The sequence below is a fragment of the Candidatus Pelagibacter sp. Uisw_136 genome, from assembly GCF_047720275.1.
Lineage (GTDB): Bacteria > Pseudomonadota > Alphaproteobacteria > Pelagibacterales > Pelagibacteraceae > Pelagibacter.
This window is the reverse complement of the sequence record NZ_CP159812.1, coordinates 176,198-202,074: the sequence shown is the minus strand read 5'-3', so window position 1 is coordinate 202,074 and position 25,877 is coordinate 176,198. Positions and strand designations below refer to the sequence as shown.

Here is a 25,877-nt window from a genome sequence, read left to right as displayed (position 1 = left end):
TTTATTTAATTTTTTTTAATATAATTTTCAGACATTTTTGAAGTAGTTTACTATTGTTACTCTCTCCCATTACTCTGATTTTAGATTCTGTTCCTGAGCTTCTAACTAATATTCTGCCTTGTCCTTTAATTAACTTTTCTGCTAATTTTATAGAATTCTTAATATAGATATTTTTAATTATACTTTTGTCTTTAACATTAATATTTTCCAATATTTGTGGGGTTTTCTTAAAAGTATCAAAAAAACTACTAGCTTTATTTCCTTTTCTTAATGAAAATAAAACTTCTAAAGCAACCAATAAGCCATCTCCTGTAGTTGCAAATTTACCTAAAATAATATGCCCAGATTGTTCACCTCCTAAATTAAAATTATTTTTTTGCATTTTCTCCTTTACAAAACGGTCTCCTACATCTGATCTTAAAAATTTTATATTATGTAGTTTAAAAAATTTTTCTAATCCATAGTTAGACATTAAAGTACCAACCACACCCCCTCTTAACATTTTTTTTCTTTTCCATCTCATTGCTATTGCTGCAATTATTTGATCTCCATCAATTACAGAGCCCTTTTCATCACACATGATAATTCTATCAGCATCTCCATCAAGAGAGATTCCTATGTGTGCTTTATATTTTTTTACTGCAAATTTAATCTTATTTGGAAACGTAGAGCCACAATTTTTATTAATATTAAGGCCGTTAGGATTTATTCCAATTGAAAATACTTTTGCGCCTAAAGATTTTAACAATTCAGGCCCAGCCATGTATCCAGCACCATTTGCACAATCAATAACTATTCTTAAACCTCTAAGGTTAAAATCTTTTGGTAAATTACTTTTTAAAATTTTTATATAATCTTTATTTGCAGTTTCTAACCTTTTTACACGACCTAATTTTTTTGGTTTTGATAAAGACTTTTCAATTTTTTGATCAATTAAAGTTTCAATTTTTTTTTCAATCTTATTTGACAGTTTTAACCCATCAGGCCCAAATAGCTTTAACCCATTGTCATAATATGGGTTATGAGATGCCGTAATCATAATTCCCATATTAGCTTTCATAGTCTTTGTTAACATTGCTAAGCCATTTGTTGGAAGTGGGCCTAACGTATAAACGTGCATACCAGCTGATGTAAGCCCTGATACCAAAGCAGGTTCTAAACTATACCCTGATAATCTTGTATCCTTAGCAATTATTGCTATTTGTTTCTTTTTTTTTTGAGTTTTAAAGTAAGTCCCCGTTGCAAGACCAAATTTAAAAAACATATCTCCATTAATATTTTTGCTATTAACAGCACCTCTTATTCCATCAGTTCCAAAATATTTTTTTGCCATTAGTTTTCTATTAACTCTTTAAATACCTTTATACTTTGCCTTAACTCATTGACATCATGAATCCTTAAAACTTGAACTCCTTGCATTATTACATATAAGGAAGAGGCTACTGTTCCACCTAACCTCTCCTTGCTATCGTTTTTCCCAGATAAATCTTTAATAAATTTTTTTCTAGAAAGTCCAAGTAATATAGGAAAACCAAGAGTATGAAAAATGGAAACACTCCTAATTAAATTCATATTATGTTTCAAATTTTTTCCAAAGCCAATTCCTGGATCAATCATTATATTATTGTGTTTTATGCCCTTAGATATTAAAAATTTAATTTTTTTCTCAAAAAAATCATAAATATCTAATAATTCATTTTTATATTTAGGATTTTTTTGCATTTGTTCTGGTGTACCTTGTGAATGTTGAATTACAAATGGAGTTTTACTTTTTTTCAATACATCGACTGTTTTAGAGTCATAACTTAGCCCTGATACATCATTTATAAGTTTAACTCCTACCTGAATCCCTTTATTCATAATTTCTGATTTTCTTGTATCTAATGATAATGGAATTTTTTTATTAATATCTCTTAATATTTCTTTTACTCTTTTCCACTCTTCCTCTTTGCTTATAGGCTTAGATCCAGGCCTCGTTGACTCTCCACCAACATCAACAATGTCTGCCCCAGATTTAAATAAATTTTTTGCATGATATGTTCCTGTTTTCCTTTTATTAAACTTACCACCATCAGAAAAACTATCTGGTGTTAAATTTAATATACCCATTATATTGGGAATTTTATTAAAATTTAAACTTGAAAAATTTTTATTTTTTTTAATAATAATCTTAAGATCTTTATTAATTTTTTCTTTCAGAGATTTAGGTAATTTTTTTATATCCTTAAGATCAATTATTTTGATTGAAGTTCTTGTAAGGATTTCAATTTGACCAAATGAAATTTTTTTATTACCATTTAGTGGAAGATTTTTTTTTTTTTTAACTAATTCAATCGAAGGTTTACCATAAGCAAAATTACACACTCTTGTGTAATATTTTTTCATCTAGTTTTAATGAACTATTTTTGGCTTAAGACCCATTGAGCTTAAAGCTGAGCCTTTATCTTCATCTTCAACTTTTAAATCTTCTTTATTAGTTGGATATACATTTTTATTTATCAGGTTTTCTATTTCTTCACCTGAAAGTGTTTCGTATGTTAAAAGAGCTTTAGCTAATTTGTGTAGATCATCAATTTTTTCTGTTAAAACTGTTCTTGCTCTTTCATAACCTTTATCTACAATTTTTCTTATTTCTGAGTCTACTTTTTTTGAAGTTTCTTCAGACATATTTTGAGTTCTAGCAACAGATCTACCTAAAAATACCTCTTCTTCATTCGAGCCATAAGCAACTGGTCCCAACTCTTTGCTAAGGCCTGCTTGCATTACCATGGCTCTTGCTCTTTGAGTCGCTTGCTCAATATCGCTAGATGCACCAGTTGTAACTTTATCTTCACCAAATATGATCTCTTCTGCTACTCTTCCACCCATAGCTATAGCTAATTGAGCATGAAGCTGTTCTCTTGTTTGAGATAGCTGATCTCTCTCAGGTAACTGCATAACCATTCCTAAGGCTCGACCTCTTGGAATAATTGTTGCTTTATGAATTGGATGGGCTGCATCTTCATTAATAGTTACTATTGCATGACCTGCCTCGTGGTAGGCAGTTAAGGTTTTTTCTTCCTCAGTCATAACCATGGATCTTCTTTCTGAACCCATCATTACTTTATCTCTAGCTTCTTCAAATTCAACTAGTGTAACAATTCTTTTATTTTTTCTTGCAGCAAGTAATGCTGCTTCATTAACTATATTCGCTAAATCTGCACCTGAAAAACCAGGAGTTCCTCTTGCTACTGTTCTTAAATTAACATCTGGTGCCATTTTAATTTTTTTTACATGGACTTTTAATATTTTCTCTCTTCCTATAATATCTGGAAGTCCAACTACTACCTGTCTATCAAATCTACCTGGTCGTAATAGGGCTGGATCTAATACATCAGGTCTGTTTGTTGCTGCAATAATTATTACCCCTTCGTTGGTTTCAAAACCATCCATTTCAACTAATAGTTGGTTTAAAGTTTGTTCTCTTTCATCATTTCCTCCTCCTAGACCAGCACCCCTACTTCTTCCAACAGCATCTATCTCATCTATGAAAATAATACAGGGTGAATTTTTCTTACCTTGTTCAAACATATCTCTAACTCTTGATGCACCGACACCGACAAACATTTCAACGAAATCTGATCCTGATATAGTGAAGAATGGAACTCCAGCTTCTCCAGCTATAGCTCTAGCAAGTAATGTTTTACCTGTTCCTGGTTGGCCAACTAACAAACATCCTCTAGGTATTTTTCCACCAAGTCTACTAAACTTTTTAGGGTCTTTCAAAAACTGAACAACCTCTTCCACCTCTTCTTTAGCCTCTTCTACTCCAGCAACATCATCAAAGGTAACTTTACCTTTTAATTCGTTCATCAATTTAGCCTTAGATTTTCCAAAGCCCATAGCTCCACCTTTGCCACCTTGCATCTGCCTCATAAAGAAAATCCAAACAGCGATTAATAACAACATTGGAAACCACGATAATAAAACTCCAAACAAAGAAGGCATCTTATCTTCTAAAGGAGCAGCTGATATACTTACGCCTTTTTCGGATAGCTTCTCAATTAAATTTGGATAATTTGGTGAGTAAGTAGAAAAAGTATTTCCATTAGCTAGTACTCCTCTAATATTGTTTCCTTGAATATCTACTTTTACAACTCCACCATTATCAACTTCTGATAAAAATTCTGAAAATATAATAGAATTGCTCTTGCCTACATTAGCTTGAGGGTTCTTAAACATATTATAAAGGCCTATTGTTAAAAAAACAATTACTGCCCACATGGCTAAATTTTTCATATTCATACTTGTAAGATAATAATTATTATCGATTAAACAAGTGTCAAATTGTTACAAAACTTTAACTTTATTAGGGTTTTCTCTCGATATTAATATAGTTTCATTAACACTTTCAACAAAACAACCTCCTAAAGTTATTTTTGAAAATGTCTTAAAGGTTATTCTGTTAATCAGCGCATTAATACTTTTTCCTCTAACAGGATAATATTTTTTTCCTATTTTTTGAATAATAAAAGTCAAAGATCTAAAAACAACTTCATGTGATTGATCAAAAAAATTACGATTTAAAATGCAGGTATCTTTTTTTTTAAAATTTACAGAATTATCCTTTAAATTTTTTTTAACATAAAACTTTATTGATTTGTCTGAGTCTCTTAAATTATCAATGGTTAATTTTAGTTTTTTTAAATCTAATCCCTCTTTTTCAAGAGATTCTAATAGAGTTCTAATTCTTGTTCTCTTATATGTCTCATTAATATTAGATGGATCTTTAATAAAAAACTTAAATACTATTTTAGAAATATCAATTAAATCATTTTTTTCTAAGTTAAGTAATGGTCTTAAAATATTTAGTTCTTCATTTTTATATTTTACACTTTTATTAAAAGATACCAGTCCATTTAGCCCACTTCCTCTAACCACTCTAATTAAAAAGTTTTCAAATAAATCATTTGAATGATGTCCTAACAATAAGTGCTTAATATTATTTTTCTTACATTCTTTTGCTAATAAAGAATATCTTACCTCTCTTGCTAAAGATTGAATATTTCTAGTAGGTTTTTTACCTTTCCAACTTAATACTTTGCATGTGATATCAAATTTTTGTAAAATTTTTTTTACAGAAGCAGCTTCTTTTGTCGACTCAAGTCTAAGCTTATGATCAACTAAAAAGAATTTAACTGTTATTTTATTTTTTATTGAATAGCATTTAGCCAAGTAAGCTAGCGCCAAACTATCGGGTCCACCTGAAACTGCTACAGCTAAATTTTCTCTAGCATTTAAAGAGGAAACGAATTCACTATAAACTTTAGAAATTTTTCGATTTTTTAGAAAACTAAGAATTTGTTTATGAGTTTTGTTTTGAACACTCAAACTTTTTTGATTCATATTTTGCTTTTTGAAGCACAGATTGATTTGCTTTAGGATATTGTTTTTCAACTCCTACAATCATTTTACAACCTTGCTCTTTTTCTCCTATTTGAACCATTGATACACCAAGTTTTAATAAATTTATAGGAGCCTTCTCACCTTTTGGATATTTTTGATATCCCTCAAGATAAGCAGTTGCGGCATCTGTATAGAGCTGTCTTATTCTAAATGTTTCAGCATACCAATATTGAGCGTTACCTGCTAGTTTATGCTCTGAATTATTTACTACAAATTCTCTAAAGGCTCTTTCTGCAGTGATATAATCACCTACTTTTAAAAAACTAGTAGCAAATTCATATTGTTTTTCTGGAGAAGTAATTGGAAGTATATTTTTTTCTGATTCAAAACTTTCTGTTACAATAGATGAGGTAGTTTCTACAGATTGTATTTGTTGAGTGGTTTCTCCACTTTCTGTATTTTTATATGAAATAGATCCTAATTCTTGAGGTTGTGAAGAGCCTGGTAAAGTTTTGTCTAACTGTTCTTTTGGTATTGAGGTTAATTTTTTTCCAACTTCTCCAGAGGACAAAGCATTTTCAACATCTTGAAACCTAATTTGATTATCTGCTTGAACTTTAGAAAGCCTATTTGATAATTTATCTAACTTGAAGTTAATTTCTTCGAACTTATTAGTAAGTTCTTGAAATTGTTTTTCAACATCAGATAATTTTAAAAGATGTCTTGTTAGAACATCTTCAGAGTTTTCATTTGTACTTTTTTGACCATTTGAATTAGTTGATCCTGAGTAAACGGCTTTTTCTAAAGTTTTTAAATCTTTTTGAATTAACTCTAAAATTTCCCTTATATTATGGCTGTCAGCAAAAATAATATTTGGAAAAAATAAAAATACCAGTACTAATTTTAAGCGAATTAATTTTTTATAATCAAGCATAATATGTTGAGTAGTAATTATAATGATGGCAAAAAAAAGACCCTATTCACAAATGTGATAGGGTCTTTTATAAATTTTTTGATTAATTAGTTAGCTTTAACTGTAACTGATCTTCTATTTTTAGACCAAGCTAAAGGATTAGATCCAGAATCTACTGGTCTTTCTTTACCATAGCTTAACACTGAAATTCTATCTGAAGAAATTCCATACGTCATTAAATAATCTTTTGCTGAATTAGCTCTTCTTTCACCTAATGCTAAGTTGTACTCTCTTGTACCTCTTTCATCAGCGTGACCTTCTAAAATAACGTTAACATCTGAGTTTTTTCTTAACCAGCCAGCTTGTTTTCTTAAAGTTTCTCTTGAAGCTGTTGTAAGTATAGTTTCATTTGTTGCAAAGAAAACTCTATCTGGAACACCTTTAGCTAACTCTTTTACGGTATCTGTGCCCGTATAAGTATCACCCTGCATTTGTCCTGTTGTTGTAGTTGTTTTTTTTGTAGCACAAGCGGTTAATACTAAGCTTGCTAATATAATTAGAAATCCATTTTTTAAAATTTTACTTAAGTTCATTGTTACTCCTTAATCCTTAATTGAATTACTTACTTTTTCACAACTAATTAGATGTTTCAAGCTAAAAAATCAAGTGATTTAACCATTAATTACTTAATAATGATGACCACGATGGGTCCGAAGCATCAGTTTCAGTTTCAACCATCTTTTCATTATACCCTGTTAAATCAATAGACCACAGTTTAGCTGAAAATCCTTCTCCTTTTGAGTCGGTTTTAGTTTCTCTATAAAAAATAAGCACTCTTCCATTTGGAGACCATGATGGAGCTTCTTGGTAAAAGTTCTCTGTCAATAGTCTTTCACCTGTTCCATCTGTTCTCATTACTCCAATATAAAATTTTCCTTTATGAAGCTTCGTGAATGCAATTAAATCACCTCTTGGAGACCACACTGGGGTTCCATACAAACCATTCCCAAATGAAATTCTCTTAACATTTTTTCCATTACTATCCATTACATAAATTTGTTGGTAGCCACTTCTGTCTGAGTTAAAAGTAATTCGTTTTCCATCCGGTGAATAAGAGGGTGATGTATCAATTGATGGATGATTGGTAATTCTTTCAACAATTCTATTTTCAAGATCCATTGTATAAATATCAGAGTTACCGTCTTTAGCAAAACTCATTATAATTTTTTTTCCATCAGGTGAAAATCTTGGAGCAAATGTCATACCAGGAAAATCACCTACCACTTCTTGCATTCCAGTTTCTATATCTAGCAAATAAACTCTAGGTAAATTTCTAAAATAAGAAAGATATGTCACCATTTGATTTGTTGGACTAAATCTTGGTGTCAAAACTAATTCATTTCCAAGTGTTAAATATTTATTATTAAAACCATCTTGGTCCATTATTGCTAACTTTTTTATTCTTTTAGTTTTAGGACCTTCTTCAGAAACATATATTATTCTAGTATCAAAATAGCCTTTTTCTCCAGTTAAGCGTTCATACACCTTGTCTGTAATGATGTGACCTACTCTTCTCCAGTTACTAGGAACAGTAGTAAATGCTAAAGCCATCATTTCTCTTCCAGCTAAAACATCCCATAACCTAAATTCAACTCTCAACTTTTCGTCTACAAATGTAACCTTACCTGTAATCAAAGCTTGTGCTTTGATTAAATTCCAATCCTCAAACCTTGGTTTTAAATTGGCTACGTCTGGCTCTTGAAGAAATGCATTTTTGTCTAGTGGATTAAATAGACCAGATTGTCTTAAATTATTTTCAACAATTTTTGAAATTTCTGATCCAAGATCTTCTTTTTTTAAAATTTTTTTAAAATTTTCTTTTGATTTATTGTCTATTGATAAAGGGGATACCGCAACTGGTAACGGATTTAAATTTCCTCTAGTAATATCAATTTCAATTAAAGCAAAAGCTTTAATGGGAATAATAATAAGTAATATAAATAAATATCTTAATAACATTTTTATCCTTCTAACATTTCTCTAGCATCAAAGTTTAGCTGCATATCTTTCCATCTTTCATAGCCTGTACTAGGTACTCTAAGAGGTTGGCAAAGTTTTATAGCTCTTAATGCACTTTCAGCTAATACTTTATAAAATCCCTGTCCAGGCCTATTCATTCTAGCATGATCAAGAATCTCAGTTTTTATAATAGAGCCATCTGGCTTTAATTGTAACTTAATTCTAACTAATAAATCTTCGTTAAACGGTAACCCTAGAGGAATACTCCAACATCCAAAAATTTGAGCTTTTAGAGCATCTTCTTCACTTAAGGTTAATCCAGCAAAATCCATTTCCTTATCTTGATCTTGGGTAGCTTTATCAGATTTTTTATTTGTTTCCGCACTCTCAGTCTTAGATTTATCAATTAATGCTGCAATACTATTGGTATCAAATAGTTCTTTTTTTTCAAATTCTGAAATTTGTTTAATTTCTGTCTCTTCTTTTTCAGGGTTTTGTTTTTTATCCTTAATTTTCTTTATTTTTTCTATTTTTTCATCTGGCAGTGGAATGGCATCTGGCTTTTGTTTCTTTATTTTTTTTGGAGGTGCCTGTTCAGAAACTAATTTTTTTTCTTTTTCTTTAACTTTTTCTATTATTTTTTTTGCCTTAGGAGCAAAAGGAATATTAGTTTTGTCTGTAATCTGAATGAGCTCAACTGATATAATTGGGGGAAGATCAATTGGTTTTTTGGCAAGAAATGGTAAGCTCATAGCTGTAATTATCACAAGAAATATATGAAGCCCAAAAGAAATAACAATATTTCTATTCACTTTAGTTACCTTTCTTTATATGGCTCAGAAATTAATGCTACTTTAGTAAAGCCAGAACCAGATAGCATCCCCATTATTTCTAAAACTCTACCATAGTTTATTGATTTATCTCCTCGGACATAAATTCTAGTATCTGTTCTATTTTTAGATACAGCTAAAATCTTTGCAATAATTTTATCATATTCAACTTTAGATTCTTGAATAAATATTTCACCTTTAGAATTTATAGACAACGTTAATGGTTCTAATTCTTCAGGTAATGAGTTTGCAGAGCTTTCAGGTAAATCAACTTGTATTCCAACTGTTAATAATGGTGCTGTTACCATAAATATAATTAATAACACCAACATTACATCAACAAATGGAGTAACGTTGATTTCACTCATTGGTTCTTTTGATGAACGATTGAGTTTAAAAGTCATTTTATATTATTGATAAAAATCTTCTAGAAAAATTTTCTAATCTTTGTGAATATTTTTTTGAATCATTATTAAATTTATTGTAAGCAACGACCGCAGGTATTGCAGCCAATAATCCAAGTGCAGTTGCAAATAAAGCTTCTGCTATTCCTGGTGCTACGATTGCTAAACTTGTATTTCTTGAGATTGCTATAGATTGAAATGAGTTCATTATTCCCCATACAGTTCCAAACAAACCTATAAAAGGTGCTGTCGAACCAACAGTTGCTAAAAAAGTAAAACCTTTGTCTATTTTTGAAATTTGTTTTTCAATATTAACCTCAAGTATACTTGCCATTCTTTCATTTAGGTTGGTTTTGTTTTTGGCTTTTAATAAGCTTTGCATTGTGTCTTTAAACAATAAAGCTGTTGGGTTTTCTATATCAGTTGGCAAACTATTATAAAAAGTTTCTGCCGATTTTGATTTCCAAAATTTTTCTTCGAATTCTTCAGATTCTAGATTGATCTTTTTAAATAGTCTAAATTTTTCAATAATAACAGCCCATGAGTATATAGAGCAACCAATCAACATAAGTATTACTGACTTTACAACAAAGTCTGCTCTTAAAAATAAACTCCACAAAGAAAAATCAGTATTTGAGGCAAGGCCTACTGCTTGAGATGTAATATCAGCTTCCATATTCAAGGTTTCACACTTAAATGTGTCATGAATTTGACTTTTAAAGCCTTTATTTATTCTTCTAGTTTATAAGTTTCGTAATAAAAGCTAGCAATTAATATCGCATCAGCTTTATTTGAGTCTTTTTTTCTTGATAACTCTGATGAAAAATAAGGAAATACTTCTGTTGCTTTTGTTCTACTGGCGTCTTTTTCTGAGTTAATAAGGTTAAAATACTTTTTCCATTTTGTAGGTCTTACAAAGTACATTGGTAATTGCATTGCAGAACAGATTCCTTTTAAAATACCAAATGATTGTCCGAAATTAAACATACTAGTAACACCTTGACCTGGCATAGCTGATACTTGTTCAATTATAACTTTGATATCTTCTTTTTTTATATCATTAATTCTTGAAGAAATTTCATAATAAATTTGAGCACCATTTACTTGTTTTTTATTTTTTTTCCCTTCTGGCATATTTGGCATTTCAATAACATCAATTATTTTACCATCTTGAAAAAAACAAATAGAACCTGTTATTCCTGGGTCTATTCCAATAATAAGCATTAACTATTATTAAAATTTATGTTTGAATAAACACTTTGAACATCATCATCATCTTCTAATGTTTCTAAAAACTCTATTGCTGCTTCCACTTTATCCTTTTCAACATCTACACTATTTAAGGGAATCCATTCAATCTCTGTTGAAATAAAATTTGCAATTATTTTTTCTAAGTTTTTTTTTACATTATAAATTTCGCTCATAGGACATTGAATTTCATGAAATTCATCATTTGAAATACACTCATCTGCACCAGATTCAATTGCTAGTTCAAAAATTTGTTCATCTGATATTTCTTTTTTATCAATTTTGATAATCCCTAACTGATTAAAGTTATGTGAAGCAGAGCCTTGAGTCCCTAAATTGCCACCACTTTTTACAAATATAGATCTAACATTAGAAGCTGTTCTGTTTTTATTGTCAGTTAACGCTTCTACAATCACTGCTATTTTATCTGGACCAAATCCTTCATATCTTAAATTTTCATAATTTGTTTCAGAGTTAGCAGAAGATTTGGCAATAGCTCTTTCAATATTATCTTTTGGCATGTTGGCTGACTTTGCTGCTTGAATTGCAGACCTAAGCCTTGGGTTCATCGCAGGATCTTTATCACCTAGTTTTGCTGCTACACTTATCTCTTTAGATAATTTTGAAAATACTTTAGATCTTTGTTTGTCTGCTTTTCCTTTAGAGTGTTTTATACTTGCCCATTTTGAATGACCTGACATAAATAATTATTGAGAATTTTTTAATTCTCCTCCATATATAAAATTTTCTACTTTTTTTGCCAACCCTGTTTCTATATCACATTCAACAATTACACCACATAAGCTAGCATCACCTGTTGCTGCAAAATGTTTAGTTGATTTTTTTTTTAAAAATTTATTAATTGAATTATCTTTATTCATTCCAATAACAGAGTCGTAGTCACCACACATTCCTGCATCAGTTTGGTAAGCTGTGCCTCCCTTTAGCACTCTGGCATCATTTGTTGGAATATGCGTATGAGTACCAACAACTAGTGTCGCCTTACCATCAAAAATATGGCCCATAGCTACTTTTTCACTTGTTGTTTCCGCATGAAAATCAACCAGTAAAAAGTCATAATCTACCTTCAGTTCATATTTTTTTATAAATTTTTCAGCAGCTTCAAATGCATCTTCACATTTTTTCATGAAAACGTTTCCCATTAAGTTAAGCACACCAATATTCATTCCATTTTTAGCAGTAAATATTCCAAATCCCCTTCCAGGAGATGGTTCAAATAAATTTTTAGGTCTTAGAAGTCGATTTTCTTTTTCAATATGGGACATTGTTTCTTTTTGATCCCATACATGGTTGCCTGTTGTGATGACATCTACGCCACAGTTAAAAAGATCCTTACATACTTCTTCAGTAATTCCCATACCAGCATCAGCTGCATTTTCTCCATTAATAACTACAAAGTCAATTTTTTCATTTTTAATTTTTGAAAGTAGATTGCTCAAAACCATCGAACGTCCTGAAATGCCAACTACATCACCTAAAAAAAGTATTTTCATTTTATAATATGTTTATTTGTTACAATATAATCTAGTTTTTGATCATACATGTTAATTGGTACTTTATCAATTTCTTGAACTGAAAAAGCTAAACCTATCTTTATAATATTTTTTTTTTTTGATAATTTTTTGATTATTCTATCATAATATCCACCACCATACCCAAGCCTGTTTAAATTTTTGTCAAATGCCACTAAAGGAATTAATAAAACATCAGGATAAACTATATTTTTGGCTTCTGGTTCAGGTATCCCATATTTATTTATCTTTAATGATTCAGAGAATGACCATGAATAAAAATCCATTTGAAGGTTTTTCTTAATTACGGGCAAAGAAATATCAAATTTATTCTTTTTAAAATTTTTTAATAGTACCAAGTCATCTATCTCAAAGTTTACTGGATAGTATCCACCTATAATCTTATTACTTATCTTTTCTTTTTTAAGGATTTTTATGATTTGATTAAAATCGATCTGAATATTTTTTGTATTAAATTTTTGTCTAACTTTAAGAATTTTTTTTCTTAATCTAGATTTTAACACAAATCTATTGAACTGGATTTTCTAAATTTGCTTTTTCAACAAAATTTTCAATTTCATCCGCAGCTGCTTCAATTATTTTTTCATAATCTTCTTTATTTTTTTCTATTTCTTTTTTAAAACTCTCATGGTCTTGCTGTAATTCTTTCATTTCATCTTCTTTTTTGTCTCTGTAATCATAAACTAATGATTTCAATTCTCTAAATTTATTTAATAAATTTTGTAACTCAGTTTTTTTTTGTTCTACTTTTTTTTTAGTTTCAAAATATTCATCCATTATTTGAACTGAAGTGATTAATAGTAGTTTATTTTCACCTATATTTCCTAAGTCATTCTTTAAATTGCTAAATTTTTTATTAATATGAGTTAACAACTCTTCTAAATGTTCTTCTTGTCCATCATCACAAGATAGAAGAAATTCCTTACCATTAAATTTAATATTTACATTTGCCATTTGTCTATTTCTTCTAATAAAGTATCCGTTTCTTGATTTAATTCATCTATTTTTTCTGAAAATTCTGTCTCTTTTTTTTGTTCTTCTATTTTTTGCTGTTTAATATCTTCTAATTTTTGATTAAGAGCTTTGTATTCACTTTCTAAATTTTGATATTTTTCTTCTATTTGTTTTTTTTCAATTTCTAATTGATTTTTTTGAATGTTTAAGTATTCTAAATTAGACTTTAATGTTGGGTTTTGTAAATTTAAACTCTTCAATCTATTAAGTGCAAAACTAAGCTTTTTTTCTTTTTCACTGTCTGTTTTCATATATATATATTTATATTATTAAATTGAGTCTTCTAAGTCTAGATAGGATATTTTTGAACAAATTACATAAAGATTTATCAAACGCAATAAGGTTTTTATCGATAGATGCTGTACAAAAAGCAAATTCGGGCCACCCTGGGATGCCGATGGGTATGGCAGACGTAGCAACAGTTTTATTTAAAAATTTTCTTAGATTTAATCCAAAAAATCCTAACTGGCTAAATAGAGACAGATTTGTTTTGTCTGCTGGTCATGGATCTATGCTTCTTTACTCTATATTGTATTTAACTGGGTACAAAAGTATTTCCCTAAATAATATCAAAAATTTTAGACAATTAAAATCTATTTGTGCAGGTCACCCTGAATATCACCCAGGTACAGGTATTGAAACGACGACGGGTCCCCTTGGACAAGGAATTGCTAATTCAGTCGGGTTTGCTATTGCAGAGGAAATTTTAAAGAAAAAACTAGGTAAAGAAATAATAAATCATAAAACTTATGTTTTAGCTGGAGACGGATGTTTAATGGAAGGTATTAGCCATGAAGCAATGAGTTTGGCTGGGCACTTAAAGTTAAAAAATCTAGTTATGCTTTTTGATAATAACTCAATATCAATTGATGGACCAACTAGTTTGGCAGTTTCAGATAATTTCAAAAAGAGATTTGAAAGTTATGGTTGGGATTACATACTGATTAATGGTCATAATGAAAAAGAAATTTTTGCAGCATTAAAGAAAGTTCAAAATGCAAAAAGACCAACTGTTATTTCATGCAAAACGAAAATTGGTTATGGCTCACCTAATAAATCTGGTAAAGCCTCTTCGCATGGTAGTCCAATTGGTTTAGATGAAATCAAATTAGTTAGAAAGAATCTAAATTGGAAATACAAACCTTTTGAGATTCCTAAAAATATTTTAAATGAGTGGAGAAAGGTTGGTAACAAGGGTGCAAAATTTGATTCTTCATGGAGTAAAATTTATAAAAGAAAAAAAAATTTAGTAGATAAAGTCTTTAAAAATAATTTCTCTAAAGCTTTAAAAAATGAAAAGCAAAATTCTCTTATAGAAAACAAAAGTCTAGCCTCAAGAAAAGCTTCTGAGTTAACTCTTAATGCTCTTACGAAAGAAAATAATACATTAATTGGTGGTTCAGCTGACTTAGCGGGATCCAACAACACTAAAACAAAACATCATAATGCTATTAATTCTGGAAATTTTAATGGTGATTATATTCACTATGGGGTTAGAGAGCACGCCATGTCTGGAATAATGAATGGACTAGCGCTTCATAGTAAATTTATTCCATACGGGGGAACTTTTTTAATATTTTCTGATTATTGTAAACCTTCCATTCGTTTATCAGCTTTGATGCAACAACGTGTTATTTATGTAATGACTCACGACTCAATTGGCTTAGGTGAAGATGGACCAACACACCAACCTATAGAACAACTTTCTGGATTAAGATCTATTCCTAATTTAAATGTTTTTAGACCGGCAGACAGAATGGAAACTATCGAGTGTTGGGAATTGGCATTAAAAAATTCGAAGACACCGAGCGTGTTATCTTTAACTAGACAAAATCTTGAACCTATTAGAAAAAAATATTCAAATATAAATAAATGTTCTTTAGGTGCTTACGAGGTATTAAGAACTAACAAAAAGATTAATTTAACGATATTTGCTAGTGGTTCTGAGGTTAATTTAGCAATTGAGACTAGCCATAAATTAGCCAAAGATAAGATATATTCTAAAGTTGTATCAGTTCCATGCCAAGATATTTTTGATTTACAGTCAAAATCATATAAGAAAAAAATTCTTGATGAAGCCAAATTTAAAATATCTATTGAAGCTGCTTCAACAGATTGTTGGAAAAAATATATTGGAACTGAAGGTTTAGCTTTTGGAATAGATACATTTGGTAAAAGTGCACCATACAAAGAAATTTATAAATATTTTGGATTAACGGTTCAAAATATTTCACAAAAAACTAAGAAACTAATAAAGAGTTAAATATGGCAATAAAAGTTGGTATCAATGGAATGGGAAGAATCGGTAGAATGGTAATTAGAGCTATCATTGAAAGCCAAAACAAAAACATAGAAATCAAACACATCAATAACCGATCAAATTCTGAAGCCAGTTGTTCTCTAATTAAATACGATTCTATTCATGGTAAATTTAATGCAGATTTAAATTATGATGAAAAACATTTGATTATTAATAATAATAAAATAACATTTTCACAAGAATCTAATATTGAAGATATCAATTGGAAAAAATTTGATGTTGATTATGTTTTTGAATGTACCGGAAAATTCAACTCAAAAGAAAAATTATTATCTCATATAAAAAATGGGGCTAAAAAAGTTATAGTTTCTGCTCCATGCAAAAATGCTGATAGGACAATTGTCTATGGAGTAAATGAAAATATTTTGACAAAAGATGATCAAATTATTTCTGCAGCTTCTTGTACAACTAACTGTCTTGCGCCTGTTGCTAATATTTTAAATGAAACTTTTGAAATTGAAAAAGGGTTTATGACAACTATTCATGCTTTCACTAGTGATCAAAGAATTCTAGACAATTCCCATAAAGATCCTAGGAGAGCAAGGTCTGCCAGTCAATCTATTGTACCAACTTCTACAGGTGCCTCAAAAGCAATTGGTGAAATTATACCTGCATTAAAAGGAAAGCTTGAAGGCATTGCAATGAGAGTACCAACCCCTAATGTTTCACTTATTGAGCTGGTTTTTTGCACAAAAAAAGAGATGAGCAAAGAAACAATTAATGAGGCGTTTACTATCGCCTCTAAAAAACAGTCAAAAAAAGTTTTAGAAGTTACGTTAGAAAAATTAGTTTCAATTGATTTCAATCATAATTCAGCTTCAGCAATTGTTGATTTGTCTTTAACTAATGTAGTTGGTAAAAATATGGGAAAAATTTCAGCGTGGTATGATAATGAATGGGGCTTTTCAAATAGGATGTGTGACATAGCTGAACACCTTCATCAAATCTCTTGATGAGAAATATTAAAGACGAGACTAATCTTAATCAAAAAAAAGTATTACTTAGATTGGATTTAAATGTTCCATTAGATGATGGAAAAATTACCGACACTACTCGAATAGATAAAATTTTACCTACTATTAAATTTTTATTAAAAAGTGAAGCAAAAATTATAATATTATCTCATGTGGGCAGACCCAAAGGTAAAGTTGTAAATGAACTCTCCCTTAAACCAATATGTGAAAATCTGAAAAATAAACTAAACGAAAATATAAAATTAATTTCAAGAAATATAAAAGAAATTAAATCTACCGATCTGTTTAATGAACAAGATGAAAAAATTGTAATACTTGAAAATATTAGATTTTATGAAGAAGAAGAAAAAAACGATAATGGTTTTGCAAAACATTTAGCAAGTCTAGCTGATATTTATGTTAATGATGCTTTCTCATGTTCACATAGGGCCCATGCTTCAATTTTTGAAATCACTAAATTTATTCCTTCGTATGCTGGCCTACAATTAAATTTGGAAATTGATGCTCTCACTAAAATTACATCTGAAATTCAAAGACCTATAACGTGCATCATAGGTGGTTCTAAAATATCTTCTAAGATTAATATTATTAAAAACTTAATAATTAAATTTGATAACATTATAATAGTTGGTGGAATGGCTAATAATATACTCAAGTATAAGGGGTATGAAATTGGAAAATCTATTCAAGAAGATAATTGTGATAAAATTATTGAAGAAATATTTTCTTTATCAAAAAAAGAAAGTTGTAAAATAATTTACCCTGAGGATGTTGCTGTAGGGAAAAACTTAGATGGATCAGCTGAAATAAAGGAACTAAATAATATTTCTAAAGACGAGTTAATTTTAGATATTGGTCCCAAGACAATTAAAACTATTAATTTATTAATTGAAGAAAGTAGTACTATCTTGTGGAATGGGCCAGCTGGTTATTTTGAAAATCCTAATTTTGCCAAAGGAAGTCTTGAAATAGCAAAAAAGATTATTGAAAAAAATAAGAGTAATACAATTTACTCAGTTGTAGGTGGTGGTGATACCGTTTCTCTTTTGAATGGCATTATAGCAATTAATAATTTTAATTTTGTTTCAACTGCGGGTGGTGCTTTTTTAGAATATCTTGAAGGAAAAGAACTTCCTGGTATAAAGGCTCTTAATTAACATGTCAGAACTTAACAAAATTGCATTAAAAATATTGTCTAATGGTAAAGGAATCCTTGCGGCGGACGAAAGCAATGGAACCATGACTAAAAGATTAGAGTCCGTTAATGTACCCTCCAGCCTAGAAAATAGACTTATATTTAGAGAAACTCTTTTCTCATCAAGTGGAATGAAAGATTTTATTGGTGGTGTTATTTTGTATGATGAAACCATCAACCAAACATCTAATTTGAAGCAGACTATTCCAGAATTAATTTCTAAGTCTGGAGCAGTTCCAGGAATTAAAGTTGACACAGGTGCAAAAATTCTGGCAGGCTCTCATGAGGAAAAAATTACAGAAGGCCTGGATGGCTTAAGAGAAAGACTGAAGGACTACTATAAACTTGGAGCAAGATTTACAAAATGGAGAGGCGTTTTTAACATTTCAGATAAATATCCAAGCAAATTATCCATTCACTCTAATGCTCATGCACTGGCAAGATATTCAGCTTTAGTCCAAGAATGTGGAATGGTTCCAATTGTAGAACCTGAAGTTTTAATGGATGGAGATCATTCTGCCGAGACTTGTTTTAATAAAACTTCTGAAGTTATTAAAAAATGCTTTGAAGAATTAATGATTAATAAAATAGATTTAAGTGGAGTAATTTTAAAGCCTAATATGATTTTAGCAGGAACTGCTTCTGATAAAAAAATATCAAGTGAAGAAGTTGCAAAACTTACCCTAAAATGCTTAAAAGAAAATGTACCAACTGACGTACCAGGAATTGCTTTTTTATCTGGTGGACAAACAGAAGTAGAAGCAACAGAGAATTTAAACTTAATTAATAAGTATAATGACACAAATTTTATTATGACTTATTCATATGGTAGAGCTTTACAACAAAGTGCACTTAAATTTTGGTCAAAAGATATTAACAATACTAGTGGCACTCAAAAAGTCTTTAACCACAGAGCAAATATGTGCACACTTGCAGCTCAAGGCAAATGGTCAAAAGAACTTGAAGCAAAATAAAATAAATAAGAAATTTGTTTATCTAATTTCTCCAAATAAAATATCTAATATAAATTTTTACGATGATTTAGCTCTTGTATTAAGTTCAAAAAAAATAAGTTTCTTTCAATTAAGACTTAAAAAAGAAACAAATTCAAATAAACTAATTATTGGGAAAAAAATTAAGAAAATTTGTAATAAGTACAAAGTTAAATTTTTAATCAACGATGACCCTCTACTTGCTAAAAAACTAAATGCAGACGGTTGCCATCTAGGTCAAAAAGATATGGACTTGATAAAAGCTAGAAAAATATTGAAGAACAAAATTATTGGTGTGACCTGTCATAATTCTATAAATCTAGCAAAGAGAGCTATTAATGATGGCGCTGATTATTTAGCTTTTGGTGCATTTTATGCATCCAATACTAAGATAGTTAAATATAGAGCCAGTTTAAATGTACTAAAATCTATTAAAAAAATAACACCCTTACCAATTGTAGCTATTGGCGGCATAAAGCTAAGCAATTATAAAAAACTTTTATTGAATAAAGCTAACTTTTTAGCTATTTCAGGCTACATTTGGAATAATAAAAAATACAAACCATTAGAAGCTATTAAAAAATTAAAATGAAATTATACGCAAGTGAAATTAGAGTCGGAATGTTAATTGAATACAAAAATGACCTTTGGCAAGTCTTAAAAACACAACATGTAAAACCTGGCAAAGGTGGTGCTTTTGCCCAAGTTGAGATGAAAAGTGTTAATAAAAATACAAAATTAAATGAAAGATTTAGATCAAGTGAGTCTGTTGAAAAAGCTTCATTAGATGAAACAAAGTTTAATTATCTTTATGGTGATGAAACTGATTATTATTTCATGGACCCAAAATCTTATGAACAAATTAATATTAAAAAAGAAACTATTGGAGAAAAAGGTAAAATGTTAACAGAAAACTTAGAAGTCAGTATAAGTTTTTATAATGAAAAACCTTTAACAGTTGAATTACCTAATCAGGTAACGTGCACGATTGATACAACTGATGTTGCTTTAAAAGGGCAAACAGTTTCCTCTTCTTACAAACCCGCAACTTTAGATAATGGTGTAAATATTCAAGTCCCTCCATTTATTGAAAGTGGAGATAAAATCATAGTTGATACGAGAACTATGGAATATGTCAAAAAAATATAAATCATATGCAATCAATATCAGCCAATCTAAATGTCATGATAAAGGCTGCAGAAAAAGCATCTAGAGCTTTAATTAGAGATTTTGGAGAAATAGAAAAACTACAAGTTTCAATCAAAGGACCTACTGATTTTGTATCAAATGCTGATTTAAAAGCTGAGAAGATAATTATAGAAGAATTAAAAAAAGCAAGACCCTACTATTCTATTATTAGTGAAGAAGATGGTTCTGAAACTAATAAAGATAAAGAACACACATGGATAATAGATCCTATAGATGGAACTACAAACTTTTTACATGGTGTTCCTCACTTTGCAATTTCAATTGCTTTAAAATCTGGTGATGAAATAGTATCTGGGTTAATTTATGATCCAATAAAAGACGAAATGTTTTATGCCGAAAAAGAAAGTGGTGCTTTCTTTAACAATCAAAGAATTAGAGTATCCAAAAAAAGAGAACTTAATAGCTGCTTGTTTGCTACTGGTGGTATAACTAAAAATGAAGTCGACTTACCTTTAAGAAAATCTGGAAGTGCAGCACTTGATATCGCTTACGTTGCAGCCGGGAGATATGATGGTTATTTTCAAAATGATTTAAATTTGTGGGATATAGCTGCTGGCATAATATTAGTAAAAGAGGCAGGTGGCTTAATTAATGAAATTGACCTCTCGCAAAATAAAAACATCAAAATAAGAGCTTCTAGCATGGCAATTAATGACAAAATGCTTGAAAAATTAAAGAACTTTTAATTGTTTTATAGAATTCTTTTGCTATAAGTCTCGATATGAAAAAAGACATACACCCAAACTACCATACAATTAAAGTAGAAATGACTGATGGAACTCAATTTGAAACAAGATCAACTTGGGGAAAAGAAGGAGAAGTTTTAAAATTAGAAATTGATCCAAAATCTCATGCTGCTTGGACAGGTGGAAAGCAAAAACTAATGGACAAGGGTCGTGTAAGCAAATTCAATAAAAAATTCCAAAACTTCAGATCAGAAAAGAAAGATTAAATGTCAAATATACCATTAATGCCAATGGCAACAGCTGTTTGGTTAGTAGAAAATACGACACTTACTTTCAAACAAATTTCAAAGTTTTGTAATTTACATGAAGTTGAAGTGCAAGGTATCGCTGATGGTGAAGTTGCAAAAGGAATAATGGCTTATAATCCGATCATATCAGGTCAACTTACTAGAGAAGAAATTGAACTAGCATCTAAAGATGAAAATAAAGAATTACAGATAAAAAATACTGATATTGAAATTTCAACTGAAGATAAAAAAATCAAAAAATACATTCCTTTATCTAAAAGACAAGATAAACCAGATTCAGCTTTATGGCTAATCAAACATCATTCATTACTAAAAGATTCACAAATAGCAAAACTAGTTGGAGTAACTAAGGCTTCTGTTACTGCAATTAAAAATAAAAGTTATTGGAATTATAATAATTTAAACCCTAAGGACCCTGTAGCATTAGGGCTGTTTTCTCAAAAGGATCTAATTGAAGCTATTGAAAAAGCTGAAAGAAGAATAAAAAAGGAAAAAAAGGAAAAAGAGAAAGCAAAACTAACAAGAGAAGTTTCGAACATTGAATAATTTTAATAGACACCAAAATTATATGATGGTACTTAAACATTCTTAAAAAATATTTATGAAAATAGAAGTTAAAGATAACAATATTGAACAAGCACTTAGAGTGCTTAAAAGAAAATTACAAAGAGATGGTTTTTTTAAAGTGGTGAAATTAAAAAGTGTTTACGAAAAACCTTCTGAAAAGAAAAAAAGAATTTTACAAGAAAATATTAAAAGAGTTAAAAAGCTTAATAAACTTAAAAATAGAATTTAAATATACCGCGGGGTGGAGCAGTCTGGTAGCTCGTCAGGCTCATAACCTGAAGGTCGGCGGTTCAAATCCGTCCCCCGCAACCAATCCCAGTAACACTTTTTTAATTTAGATAACGTTCAGAAAATAATCTTACCGCACCATTGACGCACTCGGAGTCAAAATTATCCTAACTTTTTAATAAACTTAATCATAAACCATGCAGCAAAAAAATATGCCACAAAGCTTAATACATTTGGGTGTAAGTTCCATCCAGCTATTGCAAAGACGATTACTAAAATTAAATTAACCAGTTTGTTCATTTATTTAGTTAAAGGTATTCTATTCTGTAATCTATAATTCATAGTTAGCTCGTTCACAAACTCCCAATGTTCTTCACTTATAAAGAAAGGTGATTTTAAATATTCTTTTTCTAAATTGTTTATAATATTTAGAACATACTGATCATCTGTCTCTTTTGTTAAGTCCTTCAAAACTTCATTGAGATGTATTTCTGTATCAACTAAATATTTAACCCAAAAATCACTAGGTCCTTTTCTGCATAGTTTTCTAGCTGTAGCCCAAATTTCTTTGGAAATTTTATGTGTTTTTTTAGTTAATTTTTCAGATTTGCTATCAAGTAAACCAAACATAATTTAAAATCATATCATTTTTTTGTCACAATATTAATCTAAAAAAAGATATGAATTTACCTGATTTAATATTGCTTGGACTGATTCCACTTTACATATTTAGAAAGGTTAAGAAAATAATCTTACTGCTCTATATCCGCACTCGAAGTTAAAAATTAGTTTAAATAGCATCTAGAATATTTGTTAAGGTCAATAATTCTAACTTGATAAAATCCAAGACCATTACTGTGTAAACCTTGTATTATCGAATATTGAATTTTACTTGTTTTATCTTCAAATATTGTATCAACCCATACATTTCTCACTCCATATTCTTTAGGTTCTTTTCTTGGGCTTTTGTTTGAATAATTTTTGAATAGAGAAACCCACTTTCTTAATATTACAGGATTATTTCCATAAACAGGTATATCTAAATATGAAACTGTTTCAATTTCTGTAATTTTATTTTTACATAGTGAAAATCTTAAAGAAATCTTTTTATCTAGCACACCATAATTATTATTTTTATTTTTAAATTTATACGTAAAATCTGGACAATATATTGATATGGGTTTTTTATATTTTCTAAATAAATCATATAATTCATTTAAATTGTCACCAACTGAAAATCTTTCTGTAGTTGGGGTGTAATCACCCTTTTTAGTTATACTAATTTCACAAACAGCATTGCCATTGTAATTTTTTATTGATGTTAAAACTGTTTGTGTGTCAGCATCAATTGTTAAATCAATTTTATCTAAAATTTTGATACTTTTGTATGCATAAGTATTCCCAATCAAAAAAAAGCTTAAAACTACAATGCCTAAAAGCTTTTTCATTAATCTTTTTTTTTATTATTAAGCTTTGTATAAAGACCTCTTTTTTCAAAATTAGCTCTCATATCATCACCATATTTTTTTATATTTTCTTCTGCTTCTTGTTTATCTTTTTTCTCAACGTCACCAAAGAAAACAATTCCACCACCAATTATGATAAATAGTAGCGCCAAAGTAATTGAAAAAGGTAATGCACAAAAACCTAAAGCAAAAGATATTATTCCCACAGTCCGTAAAATCATAAGCCCAGAACCACGATCCCTAAAATCTTTTTTCATAAACTTCCTTGACGTAAATATTGAGATTTTATTCTAGCATACCCCGTGACGTAAGAAAACCGCACTCCAATAAAGTTTTGAGAATTTTACCTGGCTAATTTAAGGAACGTTGATTGTTTTATGCAGAAATCTGGTAGCTCGTCAGGCTCATAACCTGAAGGTCGGCGGTTCAAATCCGTCCCCCGCAACCAATTTCACTAATAAATTAATTAAATTTTAAACCTAGATTTTTTACTATCAACCAAAAATGCTTTAACGGTTTCTTTGGTAAGTTGATCAAATGTTTTCCCAAAATTTTCAATTTTTTCAATAGTTGTTGGTGGGATAGTTATAATGTGACAACCCAATTGTTTTGCTTGTAAAAAGTTATAAGGCTCTCTAACACTTGCCCAAAGTATCTCTACATTTTTAAATTTTTTTGCCATTGCTATGCTTTTTTTGAATTCTGGAACTGGATCTTTACCAGTGTCACCTGCTCTACCTGCAAATATTGAAATTATAACTTTAGTCTTCTTATTAATTAATTTTAGAATTTTCTCTGTTTGCTTTGCGCTATAAATTGCTGTGATATTAAGCTTAATATTTGAATTATTAAGCTCTTTAATAATTTTTCCCATAAAAATACCTTTAGAATTAGCAACTGGTACTTTTACATAAACATTCTTTCCCCAAGTATTAATTTGAAGAGCTTGTTTTTTCATTTCCTTGTATTCATCAGCAAATACCTCTAGTGAAACAGGTTTATTGTTGCAAATTTTTAATATTTTCTTTGAATAGGATTTGTAATCTTTTGCTCCAGCTTTTCTCATTAAGCTAGGATTAGTTGTAAAGCCTTTAACTATTTTTTTCTTATTAAACTTTTTTATTTGATCTAATTCTGCAATGTCACAAAATATTTTTGTTGTCATTAATTTTTAAAGGTTTTTAGTTATATCCTCAGTCATTTTTTTTGCATCTGCAAATAACATTAGAGTATTATCTTTATAGAACAATTCATTATCTATTCCAGCATACCCTGGTGACAAGCTTCTTTTTACAAATAATACTGATTTACACTTTTCAACATCTAGTACTGGCATTCCATAGATTGGACTTTGTGGATCTGTTTTTGCAACTGGATTTGTTACATCATTTGCCCCAATTACAAATGCAACATCTGCATTAGCAAAATCATTATTAATTTCTTCAAGTTCAAAAACCTCATCATAGGGAACATTAGCTTCAGCTAATAATACGTTCATATGCCCTGGCATTCTTCCTGCAACAGGATGAATTGCATAGGTAACTTTAATATCATTTTTCTTCAATGTATCTACCATCTCTCTTAGTGCGTGTTGTGCTTGAGCAACAGCCATACCATATCCTGGAACAATTATAACTGAAGAGGCATTTTTCATTAAGAAAGCTGCGTCTTCCGCATTACCACTTTTAACTGGTCTTTGTTCTTTATTTCCTGTTGATGCCGACTGTTCTGTTGCACCAAATCCTCCTAAAATTACATTAAAGAATGAACGATTCATACCCTTGCACATTATGTAAGATAAAATTGCACCAGAAGATCCTACAAGGGCACCTGTTATAATTAATGCGGTATTTTCTAAAGTAAAACCAATTCCTGCAGCAGCCCAACCAGAGTATGAATTTAACATTGAAATCACCACAGGCATATCTGCTCCACCAATTGGGATGATTAATAAAAATCCTATTAAGAATGAAACTGCTATTAATATCCAAAAAAAGTTAGATGATTGCGATGAGCAAAGTAAGTAAGTTAAAATTAAAATTGAAATTAATAATAAAGCATTAAGAAAATGCTGCCCCTTAAAAGTGATTGGTGACCCTGACATTATTCCTTGAAGTTTTAAAAAAGCAATTATTGAGCCAGAGAATGTTATTGCACCAACTGCAGCTCCAATTGACATTTCAATTAAGCTTGCAAGTTTAATAGAGCCTACCGATCCTAAATTAAATGCTTCTGGATTTAAGAAAGCTGAGATTGCAACAAAAACTGCTGATAATCCAACCAAACTATGAAAACCTGCCACTAATTCTGGCATAGCCGTCATTGGTATCTTGTAAGCTATGAATGCCCCTATAAGTCCACCTACTAGTAAAAAAATTAATACATAAATCAGTCCACTAGAAAGATTTCCAACAGATAAAAAAGTAACAGTGATAGCTATCACCATTCCTAAAATTCCAAAAAAATTACCTTGTCTTGAGGTTTCTGGAGATGAAAGACCTCTTAATGCTAATATAAATAGAATTCCTGAAACCAAATAAAATATTGCTGATAAATTTGCTGACAT

At 29.8% G+C, this 25,877-nt stretch carries 32 protein-coding genes and 1 tRNA gene; 11 read left to right on the top strand and 22 right to left on the bottom strand.

The features are described from left to right. Position 1: 1 nt before the first annotated feature. From glmM to ABXT53_RS00945, 16 genes are all read right to left on the bottom strand, one after another. Positions 2-1,333 (bottom strand): phosphoglucosamine mutase, encoded by a 1,332-nt coding sequence (glmM, locus tag ABXT53_RS01020; protein WP_415290818.1) that lies wholly within the window; start codon positions 1,331-1,333, stop codon positions 2-4. Further along, the gene (gene folP, locus ABXT53_RS01015) at positions 1,333-2,385 is read right to left on the bottom strand and encodes a dihydropteroate synthase (RefSeq protein WP_415290817.1); all 1,053 of its coding nucleotides are present in this window, start codon (positions 2,383-2,385) and stop codon (positions 1,333-1,335) included. The genes glmM and folP overlap by 1 nt, the downstream gene beginning before the upstream one ends. Positions 2,386-2,391: 6 nt before the next feature. Next, on the bottom strand, positions 2,392-4,278 hold the full coding sequence (ftsH, locus tag ABXT53_RS01010; protein WP_415291297.1) for an ATP-dependent zinc metalloprotease FtsH: 1,887 nt from the start codon (positions 4,276-4,278) through the stop codon (positions 2,392-2,394). Positions 4,279-4,329: 51 nt separating this feature from the next. Beyond that, on the bottom strand, positions 4,330-5,385 hold the full coding sequence (gene tilS, locus ABXT53_RS01005; RefSeq protein WP_415290816.1) for a tRNA lysidine(34) synthetase TilS: 1,056 nt from the start codon (positions 5,383-5,385) through the stop codon (positions 4,330-4,332). Beyond that, positions 5,345-6,319, bottom strand: a complete 975-nt coding sequence (gene ybgF / locus ABXT53_RS01000) for a tol-pal system protein YbgF (RefSeq protein ID WP_415290815.1) — start codon at positions 6,317-6,319, stop codon at positions 5,345-5,347. The genes tilS and ybgF overlap by 41 nt, the downstream gene beginning before the upstream one ends. A gap of 86 nt (positions 6,320-6,405) precedes the next feature. After that, a complete protein-coding gene (gene pal / locus ABXT53_RS00995) occupies positions 6,406-6,891 on the bottom strand; it encodes a peptidoglycan-associated lipoprotein Pal (protein ID WP_415290814.1) in 486 nt (161 codons plus the stop codon). A gap of 85 nt (positions 6,892-6,976) precedes the next feature. Next, a complete protein-coding gene (gene tolB / locus ABXT53_RS00990) occupies positions 6,977-8,317 on the bottom strand; it encodes a Tol-Pal system beta propeller repeat protein TolB (protein WP_415290813.1) in 1,341 nt (446 codons plus the stop codon). A 2-nt stretch (positions 8,318-8,319) separates the two neighbouring features. Next, positions 8,320-9,129, bottom strand: a complete 810-nt coding sequence (locus ABXT53_RS00985) for a cell envelope biogenesis protein TolA (RefSeq protein ID WP_415290812.1) — start codon at positions 9,127-9,129, stop codon at positions 8,320-8,322. A 5-nt stretch (positions 9,130-9,134) separates the two neighbouring features. Continuing rightward, on the bottom strand, positions 9,135-9,551 hold the full coding sequence (gene tolR / locus ABXT53_RS00980; RefSeq protein WP_415290811.1) for a protein TolR: 417 nt from the start codon (positions 9,549-9,551) through the stop codon (positions 9,135-9,137). Position 9,552: 1 nt separating this feature from the next. Continuing rightward, on the bottom strand, positions 9,553-10,227 hold the full coding sequence (gene tolQ / locus ABXT53_RS00975; RefSeq protein WP_415290810.1) for a protein TolQ: 675 nt from the start codon (positions 10,225-10,227) through the stop codon (positions 9,553-9,555). A gap of 53 nt (positions 10,228-10,280) precedes the next feature. Beyond that, positions 10,281-10,775, bottom strand: coding sequence for a crossover junction endodeoxyribonuclease (locus ABXT53_RS00970; protein WP_415290809.1), 495 nt, complete (start codon positions 10,773-10,775; stop codon positions 10,281-10,283). After that, on the bottom strand, positions 10,775-11,500 hold the full coding sequence (locus tag ABXT53_RS00965) for a YebC/PmpR family DNA-binding transcriptional regulator (protein ID WP_415290808.1): 726 nt from the start codon (positions 11,498-11,500) through the stop codon (positions 10,775-10,777). The genes ABXT53_RS00970 and ABXT53_RS00965 overlap by 1 nt, the downstream gene beginning before the upstream one ends. A 6-nt stretch (positions 11,501-11,506) precedes the next feature. Next, positions 11,507-12,313 carry a TIGR00282 family metallophosphoesterase gene (locus tag ABXT53_RS00960; RefSeq protein ID WP_415290807.1) on the bottom strand — a complete coding sequence of 269 codons (807 nt, stop codon included), beginning with the start codon at positions 12,311-12,313 and terminating at the stop codon, positions 11,507-11,509. Further along, complete coding sequence (locus ABXT53_RS00955; protein ID WP_415290806.1) at positions 12,310-12,855, bottom strand: 5-formyltetrahydrofolate cyclo-ligase; 546 nt, start codon at positions 12,853-12,855, stop codon at positions 12,310-12,312. The genes ABXT53_RS00960 and ABXT53_RS00955 overlap by 4 nt, the downstream gene beginning before the upstream one ends. Before the next feature lie 4 nt (positions 12,856-12,859). Next, positions 12,860-13,306 (bottom strand): cell division protein ZapA, encoded by a 447-nt coding sequence (gene zapA, locus ABXT53_RS00950; RefSeq protein WP_415290805.1) that lies wholly within the window; start codon positions 13,304-13,306, stop codon positions 12,860-12,862. Continuing rightward, positions 13,294-13,617 (bottom strand): 5-formyltetrahydrofolate cyclo-ligase, encoded by a 324-nt coding sequence (locus ABXT53_RS00945; RefSeq protein WP_415290804.1) that lies wholly within the window; start codon positions 13,615-13,617, stop codon positions 13,294-13,296. Before ABXT53_RS00945 ends, zapA begins: the two co-directional genes overlap by 13 nt. Before the next feature lie 53 nt (positions 13,618-13,670). On the opposite strand from ABXT53_RS00945, the gene tkt reads away from it, so the two are divergent. The 11 genes from tkt to ABXT53_RS00890 all read left to right on the top strand — a co-directional run bounded on the left by tkt (position 13,671) and on the right by ABXT53_RS00890 (position 21,929). Then, on the top strand, positions 13,671-15,629 hold the full coding sequence (tkt, locus tag ABXT53_RS00940; RefSeq protein ID WP_415290803.1) for a transketolase: 1,959 nt from the start codon (positions 13,671-13,673) through the stop codon (positions 15,627-15,629). A gap of 2 nt (positions 15,630-15,631) precedes the next feature. Beyond that, complete coding sequence (gene gap / locus ABXT53_RS00935; protein ID WP_415290802.1) at positions 15,632-16,639, top strand: type I glyceraldehyde-3-phosphate dehydrogenase; 1,008 nt, start codon at positions 15,632-15,634, stop codon at positions 16,637-16,639. After that, positions 16,639-17,817 carry a phosphoglycerate kinase gene (locus tag ABXT53_RS00930; protein ID WP_415290801.1) on the top strand — a complete coding sequence of 393 codons (1,179 nt, stop codon included), beginning with the start codon at positions 16,639-16,641 and terminating at the stop codon, positions 17,815-17,817. The genes gap and ABXT53_RS00930 overlap by 1 nt, the downstream gene beginning before the upstream one ends. Before the next feature lies 1 nt (position 17,818). Continuing rightward, entirely contained in the window at positions 17,819-18,829 is a 1,011-nt protein-coding gene (locus ABXT53_RS00925) for a class I fructose-bisphosphate aldolase (RefSeq protein WP_415290800.1), read from the top strand. Continuing rightward, a complete protein-coding gene (thiE, locus tag ABXT53_RS00920) occupies positions 18,816-19,439 on the top strand; it encodes a thiamine phosphate synthase (RefSeq protein WP_415290799.1) in 624 nt (207 codons plus the stop codon). The genes ABXT53_RS00925 and thiE overlap by 14 nt, the downstream gene beginning before the upstream one ends. Next, positions 19,436-19,996, top strand: a complete 561-nt coding sequence (efp, locus tag ABXT53_RS00915; protein ID WP_415290798.1) for an elongation factor P — start codon at positions 19,436-19,438, stop codon at positions 19,994-19,996. The genes thiE and efp overlap by 4 nt, the downstream gene beginning before the upstream one ends. Positions 19,997-20,001: 5 nt before the next feature. Further along, entirely contained in the window at positions 20,002-20,742 is a 741-nt protein-coding gene (locus tag ABXT53_RS00910) for an inositol monophosphatase family protein (RefSeq protein WP_020169132.1), read from the top strand. 35 nt (positions 20,743-20,777) lie between these two features. Continuing rightward, complete coding sequence (gene rpmE, locus ABXT53_RS00905) at positions 20,778-21,008, top strand: 50S ribosomal protein L31 (RefSeq protein ID WP_271512504.1); 231 nt, start codon at positions 20,778-20,780, stop codon at positions 21,006-21,008. Next, a complete protein-coding gene (locus ABXT53_RS00900) occupies positions 21,009-21,596 on the top strand; it encodes a cell cycle transcriptional regulator TrcR (protein WP_415290797.1) in 588 nt (195 codons plus the stop codon). Between the two features lie 55 nt (positions 21,597-21,651). Further along, complete coding sequence (gene rpsU, locus ABXT53_RS00895) at positions 21,652-21,846, top strand: 30S ribosomal protein S21 (protein ID WP_006997326.1); 195 nt, start codon at positions 21,652-21,654, stop codon at positions 21,844-21,846. A 6-nt stretch (positions 21,847-21,852) separates the two neighbouring features. Then, positions 21,853-21,929: transfer RNA gene (locus ABXT53_RS00890), tRNA-Met, on the top strand. A 78-nt stretch (positions 21,930-22,007) separates the two neighbouring features. On the opposite strand, the gene ABXT53_RS00885 is transcribed toward ABXT53_RS00890, so the two are convergent. From ABXT53_RS00885 to ABXT53_RS00860, 6 genes are all read right to left on the bottom strand, one after another. After that, positions 22,008-22,145, bottom strand: coding sequence for a hypothetical protein (locus ABXT53_RS00885; protein ID WP_415290796.1), 138 nt, complete (start codon positions 22,143-22,145; stop codon positions 22,008-22,010). Continuing rightward, on the bottom strand, positions 22,146-22,475 hold the full coding sequence (locus tag ABXT53_RS00880) for a hypothetical protein (RefSeq protein ID WP_415290795.1): 330 nt from the start codon (positions 22,473-22,475) through the stop codon (positions 22,146-22,148). It abuts the gene before it with no gap. 155 nt (positions 22,476-22,630) lie between these two features. Then, complete coding sequence (locus tag ABXT53_RS00875; RefSeq protein ID WP_415290794.1) at positions 22,631-23,293, bottom strand: hypothetical protein; 663 nt, start codon at positions 23,291-23,293, stop codon at positions 22,631-22,633. Continuing rightward, positions 23,293-23,568: a hypothetical protein gene (locus ABXT53_RS00870; RefSeq protein WP_415290793.1), complete on the bottom strand. Its 276-nt coding sequence runs from the start codon at positions 23,566-23,568 to the stop codon at positions 23,293-23,295. The genes ABXT53_RS00875 and ABXT53_RS00870 overlap by 1 nt, the downstream gene beginning before the upstream one ends. Positions 23,569-23,777: 209 nt before the next feature. Beyond that, on the bottom strand, positions 23,778-24,476 hold the full coding sequence (locus ABXT53_RS00865) for a transaldolase family protein (protein WP_415290792.1): 699 nt from the start codon (positions 24,474-24,476) through the stop codon (positions 23,778-23,780). A gap of 6 nt (positions 24,477-24,482) precedes the next feature. Then, positions 24,483-25,877: an NAD(P)(+) transhydrogenase (Re/Si-specific) subunit beta gene (locus ABXT53_RS00860; RefSeq protein ID WP_415290791.1), complete on the bottom strand. Its 1,395-nt coding sequence runs from the start codon at positions 25,875-25,877 to the stop codon at positions 24,483-24,485.

What these genes read in the sequence shown, in the direction of transcription:
- glmM (WP_415290818.1), bottom strand. Translation starts at nt 1,333, where the DNA reads ATGGCAAAAAAATATTTTGGAACTGATGGAATAAGAGGTGCTGTTAAT.
- folP (WP_415290817.1), bottom strand. Translation starts at nt 2,385, where the DNA reads ATGAAAAAATATTACACAAGAGTGTGTAATTTTGCTTATGGTAAACCT.
- ftsH (WP_415291297.1), bottom strand. Translation starts at nt 4,278, where the DNA reads ATGAAAAATTTAGCCATGTGGGCAGTAATTGTTTTTTTAACAATAGGC.
- tilS (WP_415290816.1), bottom strand. Translation starts at nt 5,385, where the DNA reads ATGAATCAAAAAAGTTTGAGTGTTCAAAACAAAACTCATAAACAAATT.
- ybgF (WP_415290815.1), bottom strand. Translation starts at nt 6,319, where the DNA reads ATGCTTGATTATAAAAAATTAATTCGCTTAAAATTAGTACTGGTATTT.
- pal (WP_415290814.1), bottom strand. Translation starts at nt 6,891, where the DNA reads ATGAACTTAAGTAAAATTTTAAAAAATGGATTTCTAATTATATTAGCA.
- tolB (WP_415290813.1), bottom strand. Translation starts at nt 8,317, where the DNA reads ATGTTATTAAGATATTTATTTATATTACTTATTATTATTCCCATTAAA.
- tolR (WP_415290811.1), bottom strand. Translation starts at nt 9,551, where the DNA reads ATGACTTTTAAACTCAATCGTTCATCAAAAGAACCAATGAGTGAAATC.
- tolQ (WP_415290810.1), bottom strand. Translation starts at nt 10,227, where the DNA reads ATGGAAGCTGATATTACATCTCAAGCAGTAGGCCTTGCCTCAAATACT.
- ABXT53_RS00970 (WP_415290809.1), bottom strand. Translation starts at nt 10,775, where the DNA reads ATGCTTATTATTGGAATAGACCCAGGAATAACAGGTTCTATTTGTTTT.
- ABXT53_RS00965 (WP_415290808.1), bottom strand. Translation starts at nt 11,500, where the DNA reads ATGTCAGGTCATTCAAAATGGGCAAGTATAAAACACTCTAAAGGAAAA.
- ABXT53_RS00960 (WP_415290807.1), bottom strand. Translation starts at nt 12,313, where the DNA reads ATGAAAATACTTTTTTTAGGTGATGTAGTTGGCATTTCAGGACGTTCG.
- zapA (WP_415290805.1), bottom strand. Translation starts at nt 13,306, where the DNA reads ATGGCAAATGTAAATATTAAATTTAATGGTAAGGAATTTCTTCTATCT.
- ABXT53_RS00945 (WP_415290804.1), bottom strand. Translation starts at nt 13,617, where the DNA reads ATGAAAACAGACAGTGAAAAAGAAAAAAAGCTTAGTTTTGCACTTAAT.
- gap (WP_415290802.1), top strand. Translation starts at nt 15,632, where the DNA reads ATGGCAATAAAAGTTGGTATCAATGGAATGGGAAGAATCGGTAGAATG.
- ABXT53_RS00930 (WP_415290801.1), top strand. Translation starts at nt 16,639, where the DNA reads ATGAGAAATATTAAAGACGAGACTAATCTTAATCAAAAAAAAGTATTA.
- ABXT53_RS00925 (WP_415290800.1), top strand. Translation starts at nt 17,819, where the DNA reads ATGTCAGAACTTAACAAAATTGCATTAAAAATATTGTCTAATGGTAAA.
- efp (WP_415290798.1), top strand. Translation starts at nt 19,436, where the DNA reads ATGAAATTATACGCAAGTGAAATTAGAGTCGGAATGTTAATTGAATAC.
- ABXT53_RS00910 (WP_020169132.1), top strand. Translation starts at nt 20,002, where the DNA reads ATGCAATCAATATCAGCCAATCTAAATGTCATGATAAAGGCTGCAGAA.
- rpmE (WP_271512504.1), top strand. Translation starts at nt 20,778, where the DNA reads ATGAAAAAAGACATACACCCAAACTACCATACAATTAAAGTAGAAATG.
- ABXT53_RS00900 (WP_415290797.1), top strand. Translation starts at nt 21,009, where the DNA reads ATGTCAAATATACCATTAATGCCAATGGCAACAGCTGTTTGGTTAGTA.
- rpsU (WP_006997326.1), top strand. Translation starts at nt 21,652, where the DNA reads ATGAAAATAGAAGTTAAAGATAACAATATTGAACAAGCACTTAGAGTG.
- ABXT53_RS00885 (WP_415290796.1), bottom strand. Translation starts at nt 22,145, where the DNA reads ATGAACAAACTGGTTAATTTAATTTTAGTAATCGTCTTTGCAATAGCT.
- ABXT53_RS00880 (WP_415290795.1), bottom strand. Translation starts at nt 22,475, where the DNA reads ATGTTTGGTTTACTTGATAGCAAATCTGAAAAATTAACTAAAAAAACA.
- ABXT53_RS00875 (WP_415290794.1), bottom strand. Translation starts at nt 23,293, where the DNA reads ATGAAAAAGCTTTTAGGCATTGTAGTTTTAAGCTTTTTTTTGATTGGG.
- ABXT53_RS00870 (WP_415290793.1), bottom strand. Translation starts at nt 23,568, where the DNA reads ATGAAAAAAGATTTTAGGGATCGTGGTTCTGGGCTTATGATTTTACGG.
- ABXT53_RS00865 (WP_415290792.1), bottom strand. Translation starts at nt 24,476, where the DNA reads ATGACAACAAAAATATTTTGTGACATTGCAGAATTAGATCAAATAAAA.
- ABXT53_RS00860 (WP_415290791.1), bottom strand. Translation starts at nt 25,877, where the DNA reads ATGTCAGCAAATTTATCAGCAATATTTTATTTGGTTTCAGGAATTCTA.